The sequence below is a fragment of the Streptomyces rapamycinicus NRRL 5491 genome, from assembly GCF_024298965.1.
GTDB lineage: Bacteria > Actinomycetota > Actinomycetes > Streptomycetales > Streptomycetaceae > Streptomyces > Streptomyces rapamycinicus.
In genome coordinates this window covers 9,365,926-9,380,872 of record NZ_CP085193.1, presented here as the reverse complement: position 1 = coordinate 9,380,872, position 14,947 = coordinate 9,365,926, and the positions used below count along the sequence as shown (strand labels likewise).

13 protein-coding genes and 1 pseudogene are annotated in these 14,947 nt (G+C 65.3%); 6 read left to right on the top strand and 8 right to left on the bottom strand.

The features are described from left to right. Positions 1–29: 29 nt before the first annotated feature. The 3 genes from LIV37_RS39525 to LIV37_RS39515 all read right to left on the bottom strand — a co-directional run bounded on the left by LIV37_RS39525 (position 30) and on the right by LIV37_RS39515 (position 3,254). Positions 30–626 (bottom strand): cupin domain-containing protein, encoded by a 597-nt coding sequence (locus tag LIV37_RS39525; RefSeq protein WP_148717756.1) that lies wholly within the window; start codon positions 624–626, stop codon positions 30–32. A gap of 172 nt (positions 627–798) precedes the next feature. After that, positions 799–1,803: an aldo/keto reductase gene (locus LIV37_RS39520; protein ID WP_020872660.1), complete on the bottom strand. Its 1,005-nt coding sequence runs from the start codon at positions 1,801–1,803 to the stop codon at positions 799–801. 326 nt (positions 1,804–2,129) lie between these two features. Further along, positions 2,130–3,254 carry an FAD-dependent monooxygenase gene (locus LIV37_RS39515; protein WP_020872659.1) on the bottom strand — a complete coding sequence of 375 codons (1,125 nt, stop codon included), beginning with the start codon at positions 3,252–3,254 and terminating at the stop codon, positions 2,130–2,132. A 466-nt stretch (positions 3,255–3,720) separates the two neighbouring features. Between LIV37_RS39515 and LIV37_RS39510 the strand changes: the two genes are divergently transcribed. Further along, positions 3,721–4,734 (top strand): AsnC family transcriptional regulator, encoded by a 1,014-nt coding sequence (locus LIV37_RS39510; protein WP_020872658.1) that lies wholly within the window; start codon positions 3,721–3,723, stop codon positions 4,732–4,734. Between the two features lie 291 nt (positions 4,735–5,025). Continuing rightward, positions 5,026–5,361 (top strand): hypothetical protein, encoded by a 336-nt coding sequence (locus LIV37_RS39505; protein ID WP_254807141.1) that lies wholly within the window; start codon positions 5,026–5,028, stop codon positions 5,359–5,361. Between the two features lie 129 nt (positions 5,362–5,490). Here LIV37_RS39505 and LIV37_RS39500 read toward each other — a convergent pair whose 3' ends face one another. Beyond that, the gene (locus LIV37_RS39500) at positions 5,491–6,924 is read right to left on the bottom strand and encodes an IS1380 family transposase (RefSeq protein ID WP_214663622.1); all 1,434 of its coding nucleotides are present in this window, start codon (positions 6,922–6,924) and stop codon (positions 5,491–5,493) included. A gap of 160 nt (positions 6,925–7,084) precedes the next feature. Between LIV37_RS39500 and LIV37_RS39495 the strand changes: the two genes are divergently transcribed. From LIV37_RS39495 to LIV37_RS52715, 3 genes and pseudogenes are all read left to right on the top strand, one after another. Next, positions 7,085–8,155 carry a tyrosine-type recombinase/integrase gene (locus LIV37_RS39495; protein WP_254807140.1) on the top strand — a complete coding sequence of 357 codons (1,071 nt, stop codon included), beginning with the start codon at positions 7,085–7,087 and terminating at the stop codon, positions 8,153–8,155. Continuing rightward, entirely contained in the window at positions 8,152–9,486 is a 1,335-nt protein-coding gene (locus tag LIV37_RS39490; protein WP_020872656.1) for a hypothetical protein, read from the top strand. Before LIV37_RS39495 ends, LIV37_RS39490 begins: the two co-directional genes overlap by 4 nt. Positions 9,487–9,492: 6 nt before the next feature. Further along, positions 9,493–9,708 (top strand): annotated as a pseudogene (locus LIV37_RS52715) (transposase); the annotation flags it as partial. A 60-nt stretch (positions 9,709–9,768) separates the two neighbouring features. Here LIV37_RS52715 and LIV37_RS39485 read toward each other — a convergent pair. Then, the gene (locus tag LIV37_RS39485) at positions 9,769–10,893 is read right to left on the bottom strand and encodes an IS30 family transposase (protein ID WP_202979670.1); all 1,125 of its coding nucleotides are present in this window, start codon (positions 10,891–10,893) and stop codon (positions 9,769–9,771) included. A gap of 101 nt (positions 10,894–10,994) precedes the next feature. On the opposite strand from LIV37_RS39485, the gene LIV37_RS39480 reads away from it, so the two are divergent. Continuing rightward, positions 10,995–11,888 (top strand): IS3 family transposase, encoded by an 894-nt coding sequence (locus tag LIV37_RS39480; protein WP_121823978.1) that lies wholly within the window; start codon positions 10,995–10,997, stop codon positions 11,886–11,888. 229 nt (positions 11,889–12,117) lie between these two features. Here LIV37_RS39480 and LIV37_RS39475 read toward each other — a convergent pair whose 3' ends face one another. The 3 genes from LIV37_RS39475 to LIV37_RS39465 are packed head-to-tail and all read right to left on the bottom strand — an operon-like array spanning position 12,118 to position 14,941. Continuing rightward, positions 12,118–13,038 carry a sugar phosphate isomerase/epimerase family protein gene (locus LIV37_RS39475; RefSeq protein WP_020872655.1) on the bottom strand — a complete coding sequence of 307 codons (921 nt, stop codon included), beginning with the start codon at positions 13,036–13,038 and terminating at the stop codon, positions 12,118–12,120. Then, positions 13,035–14,153 carry a Gfo/Idh/MocA family protein gene (locus tag LIV37_RS39470; protein WP_020872654.1) on the bottom strand — a complete coding sequence of 373 codons (1,119 nt, stop codon included), beginning with the start codon at positions 14,151–14,153 and terminating at the stop codon, positions 13,035–13,037. The genes LIV37_RS39475 and LIV37_RS39470 overlap by 4 nt, the downstream gene beginning before the upstream one ends. Next, positions 14,150–14,941: a carbohydrate ABC transporter permease gene (locus LIV37_RS39465; protein ID WP_148717758.1), complete on the bottom strand. Its 792-nt coding sequence runs from the start codon at positions 14,939–14,941 to the stop codon at positions 14,150–14,152. The genes LIV37_RS39470 and LIV37_RS39465 overlap by 4 nt, the downstream gene beginning before the upstream one ends. Between the last annotated feature and the right edge of the window lie 6 nt (positions 14,942–14,947).

The window sequence follows — 14,947 nt, the reverse complement described above, 5'->3', positions numbered from 1 at the left end:
GGAAGGAAATTCTACAGACGAGGCCTGCGTCAGAGTTCCTGCCCGACTTCTGATTCGTTTGCTAGCGCGGCGATCCGCATCCTCACGTCTTCCATCGTTCCGGAAGGCTCCTCACCCTGGCGTCGCGTCGCATGGAATTCCGTGACGAGTACGGTGCACGGCTCATCGGAGATCACCTGCCATCGGTGATTCGAACCGCAAAAGACGACCACGTCACCCGAATTAAGGACTTCACGGGTCCCGTCAGATACCTCAACTGCGATCGTTCCGCTTACGACGGTGTCGATGGCAATGCTGTCGTGAGAATGAAAGCATCCAAACCCAACGCCGTCATACCAGTGAATCCCGCTGGGCTGCGCGTTAATGAGCTTCCTCTGCTCCTCGGAACCCGGGGACCATTCCATCTCCGCCAAACGCGACAGCGGGGGGAAATGCGCGCCGAACACTCGCACTCCTCCAGGAGGTGCCAACACGCTGCGAACCTTGTATGGCTCATCCGGATAGTAGGGGAGGGTTGGAGGCTCGTCGAAACCCCAAATGAACCCAGTACCATAACCATTCGGGTCTGTCGACTCGATTTCCGCAATCTCAAACTTCGAAATCCCGGTCTCGACCTCGCCAAGCAAGACCCTTCTCCATGGAGTAGCTGGCATTACAAAACTCCTTCGGCTCAACCGTACCTATCACAGAGTGCTGCGTTCGATCACCATAATTGTCGTACTGCACCGCCTACATATCAGCCAAGATGCGTTCTCCTGTGTGGCGTTAGCGCGATCGCTCGTTGTCACACATTTGGCTTCACTCCGGTGCCAGATGCTTGAAACGGGTGGGCTGCCGATCGCCGACGATCGCGCCTGGTGCGAATGCCTCGTCGAGCGTCGCCAGCTCGTCAGGACTCAGTTGAATGTCCAAGGTGCCGAGATTCTCGGGCAACCGCCCCGGCCGGCTCATCCCAATCAGCGGCACGATGTCGTCACCGCGCGAGAGCACCCACGCGATCGCGACCTGTGCCGGCGAGACACCCCTTGCCGCCGCCAAATCTTTAAGGACGGCCACGCGTTCGAGATTGTGGAGAAGATTGTCCCCCTGAAAGCGAGGGAAATTTTGGCTGCGGGGATCGTCGGCCGGCAGAGGAAATTCGATGTTACCCAACAGCAGGCCCTGCGCCACCACACTGTAGGCGACGATGCCAACTCCAAGCTCTCGTGCTGTGGGCAGGATCTCCGGCTCGATTAGCCGCGTTGCCAGCGAATACTCGATCTCGAGCGCGGCGACAGGATGGACAGCATGGGCCCGCCGGAGGTGTTCTGCATTGGCTTCGGAAAGGCCAAGGTAACGGACCTTTCCCTCCTGGATGAGATCAGCGATAGCGCCGACCGTATCCTCAACCGGAACATTCGGGTCGATGCGCCCCGGCTGATAAATGTCGATGACATCGACACCCAGCCGTTGAAGCGAGTAGGAAGCAAAATTCTTGACGGCGGCGGGCCGCATATCGAAGCCCAAAAATGCTCCGGTAGGAGACCGCTGCGCCCCGAATTTGACGCTGATAACGGCATCATCGCGACGCCGCCCCCTGATCGCCCGACCGATCAACATCTCATTGTGGCCCATTCCATAGAAGTCGCCCGTGTTAAGCATGTTGATCCCTGCATCGAGCGCCGCATGGATCGTGGCGATGCTGATTGCCTCGCTCTCACGGGTCTCGGTCTCTTGCGAGCCCTGGTAGTTCGACATCCGCATACACCCCAGCCCGATTGCTGACACGGTCGGGCCTTGCGTGCCCAGTCGCCGCATTTCCATCACAGCCTCCACTTCTTGGGCCGAAGGCCCATCATCAGCCCACCTTGAGCGGCACGGCCTGGGGACATCTTTGCTAGGTCGAATATTCGAACTATTGTGGTCGCGCCAGTGTGTTTATCAGCATCGTCAATGGGCCTCGCGCTGCGCGACCCGCAGCTAGTACCACACAGTTGCCGTGAGGTCCCCCCGGGAGTTGGTCTCCCGGTTCTTTTCTCTGTCGGCCCAACAGCGAAGAAGCTCTCGTGACGGTGTCTCCGTTTCTTGTGTCCAGGGAACAGCCTTTCTGTCCCGCCCACCACCGCCACGAGGACGTCTAGGTTGTTCTCTTATGCTGCGGTGTCGTTCAGCCAGTTCACGAAACGGGAGAAGCGTTCCATGTAGTCCGCTGGCGTCTCCGCCAACGCCATGGCCTTGGCGTGCTCGCGCACCAGCTTGTATCGGGCGATGCGGTCGGCTTCATAACTGTCCAATGCCGAGGAGATGTCGTTGTGCATGAGCCGGTCGCCAAGGACATGAGCGTCCTCGATGCCAAGCGAGGCACCAGATCCAATATGGGGGGACATAGCGTGTGCGGCGTCCCCGGCGAGCACCACCCGCCCGTCCTTCCAGCGTGGGATTTCCGGAACCACGGCGACCTGACTGTAGATCACTGAGTCTTGGGGAGTAGCCATGATGACCTTGCGCAGCAGGAACTCGGAATCCCCGTCGTACAGATTCGCAACCCTGGCAAGAGCCTCCTGCTTGGGGTCTCCGGCGACCTCGCCGGTCAAACCCAACTGGGCTAGCACCCAAAAGCAGGAACCGTCGGCGAGCCGCGTCACCGCGCCGCGGGTACGCTCACGCCCGATAGTCAGGTAACCATCGCCGAGATCCCCGTCGAACGGCAGTACCGCCCGCCACACATGGTGACCGTCTTCGTAATAATGGCTTTCCGAGCCCGGAATGAGCTTGGTGCGGACCCGGGAGTTCAGGCCATCGGCGCCGACGAGCAAATCCGCACGCTCGTAATCGCCATTGGCATAATGTACGGCAATGCCGGACTCGTCCTCGGCGTAATTGACCACTCCCATACCAGTGCGAATATTCTCTTCGCCGACAGCGGAGACGAGCAACGCGCTGAGCCGCTGGCGAAGCACCGTACGCCCCGGCGGCATATCGCTCACGTCGATCAGCGCACCGGAGGGGTCGCGAAAGCCTTGGAAGCTAGGTTCGGCCCTGATCTCGGACAGCCGCGAACCAAGCCCAAGACGTTCAAGTTCGGTGATTGTGTGCTGCCAAACTCCGAGCGCAGCACCGGTCTCCCTAATCCCCGGCGCTAGTTCTCGAACCCCGACCTCAAACCCCGCCCGACGCAGCGACAGCGCTGAACACAAACCGACCATGCCCGCACCGGCCACGATCACCCGGCCGCGCGACTTCACGTCGTTGCCTACCGTCGATAGATACGTCACACCGTTCCTCGTGTTGCGAATCCGAATATCAGTCCTCTATCGCCTCAGACGGACGCTACCCGCCCGACTCTTGCCGAGTCAAGGAACACGTAGGTCCGAAATTCGGACCACGTGTGTGCAGTCCAAGCGCGGCGCGGCGTCCGCATCGGCAACAGTGACGAGCGACGGCATGGTCGTAGTGGCCGCGTCCCAGAAACGCCTTCAGTCGCGCTCTCGAAGAGGATCCAGGTCAGGGTCCAGCCCGACCACGACCTCAACGACCGCACGACCCTTTGGCGGGACTTGCGATCACGCGGACAGCAGGAGCAGGCGGGCCATGACTAGAGCCGCGGTGGGCCGAACCGTCTCGCCAGCGCGCAACGGTGCAGACTAGGTCGTTACAAGGCATACCATTGTCCGACTATCGGCGGTGTCGGGCCGGATGCCGGTAGCTATCAGCACCTCATGTCCGAGTCAAGGAGATGTAATGTCGGAACTTGATCCCCTGGATCAGAGGATCTTCGGATTGCTGGCGGAGAACGGCCGGATGTCCAATCTGGAGCTGGCTGGGCACGTCGGAGTGTCGGAGAAGACGGTTCGTCAGCGGATCCGTCGATTGACCGAGCGCGACGGGATGCGAATCGGAGCCACGCTGGCTCGCAGCGCGGCGCGTTCGAGGCTGATCGTCTTGGTACGCGCTGAGAGCGGTCAACGATTCGCAGTCGCTCACCGGCTCTCCGCGCTGCCGGAAGTGGACGAGGTCCACATGACGACCGGCAACTGGGAGCTGATCGTCATGGCATCGTTCAACTCGGACAGCGATGCACTGACGTTCTACGTGAACCACGTCGAGCGGGCGGCCGGAATCGATGACTCAAGATCCACGCACATCGTCGAGACTATCTCATCAAAGACCGGCGAAAGTGCTGCCGCGTTCGAACAATTCGGAGTACGGGCGTCCTCCGCCGAGTCGCTACCAGAACTGCTCGACCTCGTTTGCGACGCGGCCACCGAACTGCTTGGCGCCGATCGAGTGCACGTTTCGGCTGACGATTCCTGGCTGACCGGACCGGACGCTTCCTGGACGAAGAGCATGCGCTGGCGCGGCCTCTCCTCTCGCTACGTCGAGGAGATTCGTATGATGGGTCGCGACAGTGCGCTCACCGTACCGAACGTCGTCAGACACCATCAGCACCTGTTTGTGGCGGATGCACAGACTGACCCACTTTTCGAGTCCATCAGTCATCTCGTCGCCTCAGAGGGCTACCACAGTTGGTTCGGCATGCCGGTTCGCAATGGCGATACTTTGCGGGGAACGCTCTGTCTCTACTGGAACGGAATTATCACCTACCGAGAGGATCTAGGCATCCGATCCCAGGAACTGGCGGACATGCTCGGCAAGCATCTGGCGAGGTTTGGCAACGAGCAGACCGACGCCGTCCCCGAGGAGTCTGAGCTGACCGGCGCCTCGCATGACCGCGGAGGCACTCCCCGCACGTAGAAGAACACACCGACCGTGTTTCCGGGCCGGCAGCGGGCGCCCCGACCGGGCCAACCCTCGCCGCCGTAAAGAGGCAGCGGCCTCCGTCACCAGCGTCTCGGCGTCGGTCGAACTTTGGTTCTATCGCAAGGATTGTGGTGCAGTGACTGAGTGTTAGCTCAGGAGGATGCGTTTGCGGAGTAGGGGCAACTTGGCACGGCCGAACATCTGCCGTTTGAGCATATTAAAAGTTACGTGGAATCTGCCGGGTGATCATGTCTCTCCGGTGCAACCACGGACTTGGGAGATGTGTTGAGCGGCACGACGGTGCTGACGGAGAAGTGGCCGGTGCTCGGCCGGCACGAGCAGGCGGCGACCTGGCTGACGATCTGGACGGATCTCGGACGTGCGCCCCGCACGATCGATGCCTACGCCCGCGGGCTCGCCGAGTACCTGCTGATGTGCGAACGGGAGGACGTCGACCCGGTAATCGCCAACCGCGCGCATATTGCCGTCTACGTACGGGAGTTGACCTCCAGGCCTCACCGTCGAGGGGCCAATGTGGTCTCGATCGACTCGGGGGCAGGACTGGCCAATGCCACCATCCAGCAGCGTCTATTAGCCTCGCCGTTTCGCTTGGGGCGATGAGGCTTCGCTGATCGTCAGCGGTTGAGTGGGCGGGGTGGTTTCGTTGCTTTGGGCATGACGGGGTCCCGGCGCGGTGGTCGGGTTCTCCGGGGTCCTTCGGGTCGTGGGCGGGCAGGGGCGGTTGGCCGGTCAGCCGACTGGGCGGGGCAGTGCGGCGAGGCGGCGGAAGGCCGTGGCCAGTTCGTGTCTCCAGGGCCAGGTCACCGATATCCGCAAGCGCAGGCGTCGGCCCCCGCGGGTAAGGCGGGCGGCGACATGCAGCAGCCGGTAGCGGAGCTTCTTCGGTTCGGCAGCCGCGAGTTCGCCGTCCAGGAGCAGGATGCGGGTCCAGGCCAGCAGGTCGATCGCTGTGAGGCTGAGTTCGAGCCAGACGGCATTGATGCCGAAGTCTCGGGAGGGGAAGCGGCCGAATCCGGTGGTCTTGCCGCACCGGATGTGGTCCTCGACGGTGGCATGCCCGCGGTGACGGACCTCGAGGAACTGGGCGGAGCCGCCGCCGGAGTAGGGGGTGTCGGTGAGGAACACCTGGTGGCGCAGGCCCTCGTCCTGGTCGAACAGGGACAGTTGGGCTCCGGGGTGCGGCCGCTCGCGGCGCACGATGATGCGGGTGCCGGCCGGGTAGCCGTTCAGGTCGACTATGCCGGTCAGCTCGGCGATCTCGGCGCCATCACGCATGGTCCCGTCCTGGTCCAGGGCGGGATGCCAGAGGCGGTCGGGAATGGCCCGGACAGCGCGGCGGACCGGTTCGGTGATGGCGTATCCGACCGAGAAGGAGGTACGGATTCCTCGTTTCCGCACGTCGCGGACGTGGGTGAGGAAGGCTTTCGAGGATCCGGCGCTGTCGGTGCGGACGAGGATGTCGGTGCCGTGCCGGTGGGCGTCGGGGATCTGCGCGAGCGCCTGGTCGAGCACCGTGATGTGGTCGCTCGCGGTGTTGGCACCGGCGTTCCCGGGCCGCAGCCGGCCGGACATGGCCTCGCCGGTGTTGGCCAGGAAGCACAGCAGCGGGTGGTAGCCGAAGCCGCCCTTGTAGGTGGGTGCGGCCTGCTCTTTCTCGGAGTGGCAGGTGACCAGCGTGGCGTCGAGGTCCAGGACCAGACCGGGCAGCACGCGACCCGCGGCACGGACTGCGGGAATGCTTTCACTGTGTTCGGCGGCCTGCAGCCAGGCGGCTTCCCGGGCCTGGGCACGGGCCGAGCGCAGAGAAGACAGTGCCCGCTCGGCAACGTCGGCGAGCAGCCGCCAGGCCGTCGGTGTCGAGGCGACGGGGCCGAACACCTCGGCCTGGTCCCGCAGTACGGCCAGATCTGTGATGGTCTCGCCGCCATCGGCGAGCATCACCGCGAGATCGGTGATGATCCTGCCCGGATCATGTCCGGTCCCGCGCGGGCGAAGCGACCGCAACGCGGTGGAGTACGCGGCGGTCAGCCCGGTGGCATCGGCAAGATCCGCCAGCAACCGTGCTCCGGCATGACCGACCACCCCCGAACCATCGGTGCTGACATGAACCCGGGGACGCAAGATAGCCTGCACGTAGAAAGTGCCCTCCGCTTGGACCGACAGAACCCCTCAGCAAGGTTCATCGTCCCAGGTCAGGAAGGCACTTTCGCATTTCTGCCCCATCACCCGCCGTACCCTAGCGAAACGGCGAGGTTAGTTACGTGGAATCTGGCCGCAGCGGAGATCATGTTCGCTCGGCACGACCACGGACTGAGGAGACGCGTTGGGCGGCACGGTGACGCTGGACAAGTGGCCGGTGTTAGGCAGGCATGAGCGAGCGGCCGTCTGGCTTCGGGTGTGGACCGATCTCGGCCGGGCGCCTCGGACGATCGACGCCTATGCGCGTGGGCTGGCCGAGTATCTGGAGATGTGCGAGCGAGAGGGGGCCGACCCGCTCACTGTTGACCGCGCCCACATCGCGCGTTTCGTCCGGGAGATGACCGAGCGGCCCAGCCGTCGCGGTGCGAACGTGGTGTCGATCGATTCGGGCGCGGGCCTGTCGAACGCCACCCTGCAGCAGCGATTGGTACCTGTGCGGCTGTTTTACGACTTCCTGGTCGAGGAAGGTCTGCGTGACTCCAACCCAGTCGGGCGGGGCCGTTACACCTCCCGCAGCCTTGGCGGCGGCTACCAGCGCGGCCTTGTCCCGAGGCTGACGAAGCTGCCGTGGATCCCCACCGAGGCGCAGTGGATGGAAATCCTCTCTGTCACGGCGAATGAGCCGGTCCGTAACCGCGTGATGCTGGCGCTGGCCTATGACGCCGCTCTGCGCCGGGAGGAGTTGTGCTCCCTGCGCACCAACGATCTCGACCCTGCGCACCGCACCTTGCGGGTGCGGGCGGAGACGACGAAGAACCGGCTGGAGCGGGTGGTGCCGTACTCGGCATCGACCGGGGTGCTGTTGTCAGGGTATCTGGCGCACCGGGCAACACTCAGCCGAGCTCGCGGCCCGCTGTTCCTGTCGGAGTCCCGCCGCAACAGGGCCGAGCCTCTAACGCTGTGGACCTGGTCGAAGGTGGTGCGTCGGATCGCGTTGACCGCCGATGCGCCGCGGTTCTCCACACACACCACCCGGCATCTTTGCTTGACCGACCTGGCCCGCATGGGCTGGGAACTGCACGCGATCGCCTCCTTCGCCGGTCACCGAAGCACTGACTCCACCCTGACCTACATCCACTTGTCCGGTCGGGATTTGGCCGAGAAGCTCAACCGTGGCATGGAGCAGATCCACGGCTGGCGGGTGGAGACGCTGGCCCGCCTCGGCGAGCAGGTGCCGGGGGCGATCAATCCGTGACCATCCTGTCCCCAGCGGCCCTCACCACGACGGCCGCAGCTCCCACCTGGCCGGGACCGATCTGGCCCGCGCGATATGACTGCTCGCCCACCCTGACCGTCGCCGAGCAGACCGCGCTCAACCGCCTCGGCTGGGATGTGCGCCGATGGCGCGAGCAATGGCGCGACCCTGATCTGCCTCAGTGGCAGGCAATTTACCGCTTGGCGCTGCCCCTGGCCGAGGCGAGCGAACGCCTGAACGTGGCCGACGACTGGTTTCAGCGCCACTCGGCCAGCGACGCGGTCGCGCTGCTGTTGAGGGCTTGCGCCACCCACCGGACGAGCTTCTGGGCCTGGGACGCCGCGATCTGGGCCAACGTCCTCGGAACAAGCGGAAAGGCTTACCGGGCAACGTATCCACGTTGGGCCGACACGTCAGCGCGGTCCTACGCGATATCTCTCGCCTACCTATTCGGGTTCACCGAGTTGCACCTGCTGGGCAACGTGGGCCGCGGCGCTGTCGCGAGGAAGGTGTTCGGCAGGGTCGTTGTCGACCAGGCGGTGGACCAGGTCACTTCGGTGCTGCATTCCTGGGGCCAGAGGTCGCCGCAGGTCACCCTGCGAACCAAGAGCCTGGTCTGTCACGCATTGCTGATTAACCGCAGCCCGTCCCTGGCGGACCTCTCAGAGGATGCACTCCAGGGACTGCGTGCGAACATGTCGATACCGTATTCGCTGCGCCAGAACGTCCACAGCCTCCACCGGGCACTGGCAGCGCTCGGGCATGTCAGCGCTCCGCGACCGCCGACCCGGCTGGCCCCGGCGCCGGCGGAGGGCGGCGACCCGGTCTGGGCCGACTGGGTGCAGCGGTGGCACGACACATCCACGCTTCCCGCCTCGGGCAGGAAGAGCAGGCGCAACCAGATGCTCCGGATGGGGCGGTGGCTGGCCGCCGAGCATCCCGGGGTGCGGGAACCGGGCCAGTGGACGCGAGAGCTGTGCGCCGCTTGGGTCGCCGCCGTCGACCGCCTGCGCATTGGCGACTACACCCAAAACGACGACTCACTACAGCACCGCATCGGCGAGCCGCTCATGCCGCGGACCAAGAGCGGCTTGCTCGCCGGGGCACGTCAGGTGTTCCGGGATTGCCAGGAATGGGGCTGGATCCCGCGACGCTTCGACCCGGCCCGCGCGCTGGCCACTCCTCGCAGCATCCGAGCCCTCATCGGCCCTGACCCTCGTGTGATCGCCGACGACGTCTGGGCCAAGCTGTTATGGGCCGGCCTCAACCTTGAAGCTTCCCCTTGTGACTGGACACCTGGAGACTGGAACCTGAGGTTCCAGAGGAAGTAGTGCCAGGTGGGTAGTCAGTACTCGAAGCGGTATTCGGCGGAGTTCAAGCGGGACGCGATCGCGTTGGCCCGCTCCTCCAGCAAGACGATCACGGAGGTCGCGCGGGATCTGGGAGTGAGCCCGGAGAGTCTGCGCGGCTGGGTCAAGCGTGACCGGATCGACCGCGGGGAGGGCGGGGCGGGTGAGCTGACCAGCGTCGAGCGCGAGGAGCTCAGGCAACTGCGCCGGCAGAACATCGAACAGCAGAAGACGATCGAGATCCTTAAAAAAGCCGCCTTAGATTCAACCGGTCAAGGCAACACTCTCGGCTGGTGTGCGAAATCCCAGGCACTTGCGCGGACGGTTGTTGAGCTTCGTCGCGATGGCGTCAAGGTCGTCCTGGCTGAACGTCGACAGGTTTGTGCCTTTGGGCAGGTACTGCCGGAGCAGCTTGTTGGCGTTCTCGTTGGTGCCACGTTGCCAGGGGCTACGCGGGGCTGCGAAGAACACGTCGACACCGGTGTCGGCGGTGAACCGCTTGTGGGCTGCCAGTTCCATGCCGCGATCCCAGGTCAGCGTGCTGCGTAGTCGGGGGTCCATGCGTTCGTAGGTGTCGGCCAGAGCGGGAACGACCACGGTGGTGTGGCGGCTGGCGAGTTTCACGACCGTGAGGAACCGTGACTTCCGGTCGACCAGTGTGGCGACCTGGCTGTTGTTCGAGCCGATCACCAGATCGCCTTCCAGATGCCCGAACTCGCTGCGGTCCTCCGCCGCCTGGGGCCGCTCCTCGATTGGTCGGGCATCGGTGATCTGTGAGCGCCACTGCCCTTTCACCGTGTGGCGCTTGTTCTTCCGGATCGGGCGGCCAGTTCGCAGGCGCTTGCACAGCTCGCGAGGGATCACCTTCCAGCGGGTGGTGTAGACCGACCGGTAGATCGTCTCGTGGCTGATCTCCATCCCCGGGTCGTCACCGTGATGCCGACGCAGGTGGCCGACGATCTGTTCCGGCGACCACTCCTCCCTCAGCAGGGTCAGCACCGTCTGCCTCAGCGCGGGCCTGCGGGCGAGCAGGCACTGCTTCGGGCGCCGGGCGCGCTCAAGTGCCCGTTCGTGCGCGGCGATCGCCCGGTAAACGTCGCGTCCGCCGTTGTTGCTGACTTCACGACTGATCGTCGACACTGCACGCCCCAGGAGGCCGGCGATGGCCCGGTAGGACTCTCCGGCACAAAGACCACGTGAGATCTCCTCCCGCTCGCCCATGGTCAAGTTTCCGGCGTGCGCTTTGCGGGGTTCGGGAGCGATCCCTCCGTGGTGATTGAGGACGGTGAACACCGAACCGGGCGGCTTACCGATCTGCCTTGAGATGACGCTGATCGATTCCCCGGCCCTCCACCGCCGCCACAAGTCGGCCTTCATCTCGTCCGACATCCCCGGCCGACCCAGTCTCGCCACGTAAACCGTCCTCAACCAGCACTGTTGCTCTGACCGGTTGAATCTAAGGCGGCCTTCTTCGCCAAGGACAGCGACCGGTGAGCGAGGTCTACCGGTTCATCGCCGCGGAGAAGGCTGTCCACCCGGTGGCTCTGCTGTGCCGTGTCCTGGGCGTGGTCCGTTCCTCCTTCTACGCCTGGCTGGAGGCCGAACAGGCCCGGCAGGCACGGACACGCGCGGACGAGGCCCTGGCCCACGAGATCACCGTGATCCACCTGGCTTCCAAGGGTGCCTACGGTGTCCCGCGCGTGCACGCTGAACTGCGGAGGCTGGGCCGGGCGGTCAACCGCAAGCGGGTGGAGCGGATCATGCGTGAACACGGCATCGCCGGCGTCACCCGCCGAAGACGCCGCTCGCTGACCCGCCCCGACAAGCAGGCGAGGCCGGCCCCGGACCTGATCGGCCGCGACTTCACCGCCGACCGACCCGGCACCCGGCTCGTCGGCGACATCACCTACCTGCCCACAGAGCAGGGCTGGCTGTATCTCGCCTGCTGGCTGGACCTGGCCACCCGCGAGGTCGTCGGCTACGCAATGGCCGACCACCACCGCGCCGAGCTGGTGGTAGACGCGCTGCGGATGGCCCACGGCCTCGGTGGCCTGGAACCCGGTTGCATCACGCACAGCGACTGCGGAAGCGAATACACCTCATCCGAATTCCGCGCGGAAATACGCGCGTTGGGCCTTCGGCAAAGTACCGGCCGGACCGGCTCCTGCTTTGACAACGCCGCGGCCGAAAGCTTCTGGGCCGTGCTCAAGGAGGAGATCGGCACCCGGCTCTGGCCCGACCGAGCCACCGCCCGCGCCGAGGTCTTCGCCTTTATCGAGACCTTCTACAACCGGCGCCGCCTGCGCAAGCACCCTGTCTTCGGGTATCTCACACCACACGAGACACGCCAACGGTTCCGCAACAGCCACACACTCGCAGCGTAGAAGAAAAGTGTCCAGGATCACGGGGAAACTTCATCGGCGGCATCCTCCACGAATACCGACATGCCGCATGACCTCACGGATGAGGTTTCCGGCATGGGCACGTTCCCGTACCGGCCGCCCGCGACTGAAGACCAACCCCATGGGGGCCGTTTACCTGCCAACCAGGCAAGTACGTGGCAAGGAGGGGTAGCGGGCGACCGACTGCCGCTGTGACGCGTTTCTCGTGTCCTCAGCCGATGATGAGAGGTCGCAGGGTCTGGTGCGCGATGGCCAGGCCTTGCTTGACGCGGGTTTCGTCGCCGCCCCAGATCGGGTCTTCGTGTTCGACGGAGAGGTTTCCGGTGAAGCCGTGTTCGTACAGGGTGTCGATGACCGCTGTCCAGTTGACCTGGCCTCGGCCGGGTACTCGGTAGCGCCACCAGCCGACGTCCCAGGGGTCGGTTCTGTCGATGGCCTTGCCGAAGAAGCCGTAGCGCTGGATGGATCCGTCGAGGATTTCGATGTCCTTGGCCTGGGCGTGGGCGATGTGCCTCACATAGGGGGCGATGGTCTTGACCGGATCGATGCCGATCCAGGTGAGGTGGGAGGGGTCCCAGTTGAGGAGGAGACCGAGAGAGAACATCCACTCCCACAGTTCGGGGGAGTAGGCGAGGTTGCCGGGATATCCGTCGGGGTGCCAGCCATCCATGACGCAGTTTTCGATGACGATGCCCACGCCACGTTCTCCCGCGTAGGAAACGAGAGCGGGGAAGAGCTTCTCGGCTTCCCGCAGGTTTTCTCGCACGGTCAGACCGGGGTCACGCCCGATGAAGGTGCCGACGTAGGGGACGTTGAGGGCGGCGGCCGTGTTGATGGCGTGCTTGAGGTGGGTGTGGATCTCGGCGCGGCGGGCCGGGCTGGGGTGCAGATTGTTCTCGTAGTAGGCCAGGGCCGAGATGGTGAGGCCGTGCCGGTCGAGGAGGGTACGGGTGCGGTCGGTTTCGGCCGGTCCGAAGTCGGCGACTGGCAGGTGCGCGGCCTCGAAGTCGCGGCTGCCGGTGGTGGGCCACACGGCGACTTCGAGGGCTTCATAGCCGGTCGCGGCGGCCCATGCGGCGATCTCGTCCAGGGTCAGTCCGGGCAGACAGGCGGTGAGCATCCCGAGCTTCATGCGCGGTGGTTCTCCTTCTTCGGGTTCTTCGTGTTCGGGTGCACACCTGTCCAGGACAGGCTGCGCGCGGAGCGCAGTACCGCCTCGACCAGGTGTGCGGAACGTATGCCGTCCTCGGCGACGGGCAGGCCGCAGGGCTGTTCGCCGTGCATGGCGGCGTAGGCGTCGCTGACGAAGGCGGTGAAGCAGTCGCCGTACCCCTGGGGGTGGCCTGCGGGCAGCAGGGACAGACGGCGCTGTTCGGGGCTTCCCTTGCCTGGATCGCGGACCAGGGTCCGAGCACCGACCGGGTCGCCGAGCCAGGCGGTTTCCGGCTGCTCCTGGTCGAAGGCGGCACTCGCGCGGGAGCCGTCGAGTTCGAACCAGAGGCGGTTCTTCCGTCCGGCGGACACCTGGGAGACGGTGAGAGAGGCCGGGATGCCGTCGCCGGTTCGCAGCAGCACGGTGGCGATGTCTTCGGTATCCCGGTTGACGACGGTGTCCAGGTGGGCGGTGAGGTCGGTGAAGCGTACTCCCGCCACCCATTCGACCAGGTCGCACCAGTGGGAGCCGATGTCGGCGAAGGCCCGGGAGGCACCGCCGGCGATGGGATCGGTACGCCAGTTGTCGCTCTGCTCCGACAGCAGCCAGTCCTGGAGGTAACTTCCGTGCAGCAGGTGCCAGTTGCCGAATTCCCCGGCTTCGCGCCGGGCCCGGATCTCGCGCACCAGAGGGTGGTAACGGTAGACGAAGGGGATGGCGACGATGCGGTCTGCCGCATGGGCGGTCCGTGCGATGCGCTCCGCGTCGGCGACGGAGGTCGCCAGGGGCTTTTCGCAGATCACCTGCTTTCCGGCGCGCAGCGCGGCCTCGGCCTGGTCCGCGTGCAGAGCGTTGGGGGTGCACAGGTGGACGACGTCCACCCGGTCGTCGGCCAGTACGGCGTCGAAGCCGGTATAGGGAACCGGGGCCTCGAACCGCTGGGCAGCGGCTTCCGTCCGCTCGAGGGTCGAGGCGAGCACCCCGATCAGCCGCGCTCCAGCGGCTCGGGCGGCTCGGGCGTGTACGGCGCCGATCATGCCGGTGCCGACGATGGCGACGCCCGGGTGGGGGCGTACCTTCCCTTCACGGCTCATCCCTTCACCGCCCCGCCGAGGATGCCCCTGACGAAGTACCGCTGGAGCAGCAGCAGGACGGCCAGGGGGAGGAGTACGGACAGCAGCGCGGCGGCGGCCATGGTTTCCTGGCCCTGGCCGGTGGCTTGCAGTAGTCCGGCGATCTGCACGGTGAAGGGGGCGTTCGCGCTGCCGCCGCCGAGGAAGAGCAGCGGGGTGAGCAGGTCGTTCCAGGACCAGATGAACTGGAGCATGGCCAGGGCGGACAGGACCGGTGTGGCGGTGGGCAGCACGATACGGCGGAAGATGGTGAACTCACCGGCGCCGTCGAGCGCGGCGGCCTCCAGTAGCTCGGCGGGTACGGAGGCGAAGAAGCCGTAGAGCAGGAACACCCCGAAGGGGATGGTGAAGCCGACCTGGTAGAGCCAGACGGCCGGGGTGCTGCCGGTCAGGCCGATCGCGTTGAACAGACGCAGCACGGGGACGAGGGTGAGCTGCGGCGGGGTGACCTGGAGGGCGATGACGAGCAGCAGAAGGGGCAGCCGTCCGCGGAAGGGCATGCGGGCCAGAGCGTAGGCGGCGACGGCGGAGACGGTCACGGTGCCGACGGTGGCGGGGACGGCGATGGCGAGGCTGTTGCCCGCGGCGGCGGCGAGGTCGATGAGGGTGGCGGCGCCGGCGTAGTTCTCGGGAGTGAAGGCGGGATGGGCGAGCTCGGTCCACCAGCCGCTGGTGGCGACAGCGCCGGTGGTGCGGAAGGAGGTGACCAGCAGTCCGACGACGGGTATGGCCCAGATGACGCCGATCACGGTCAG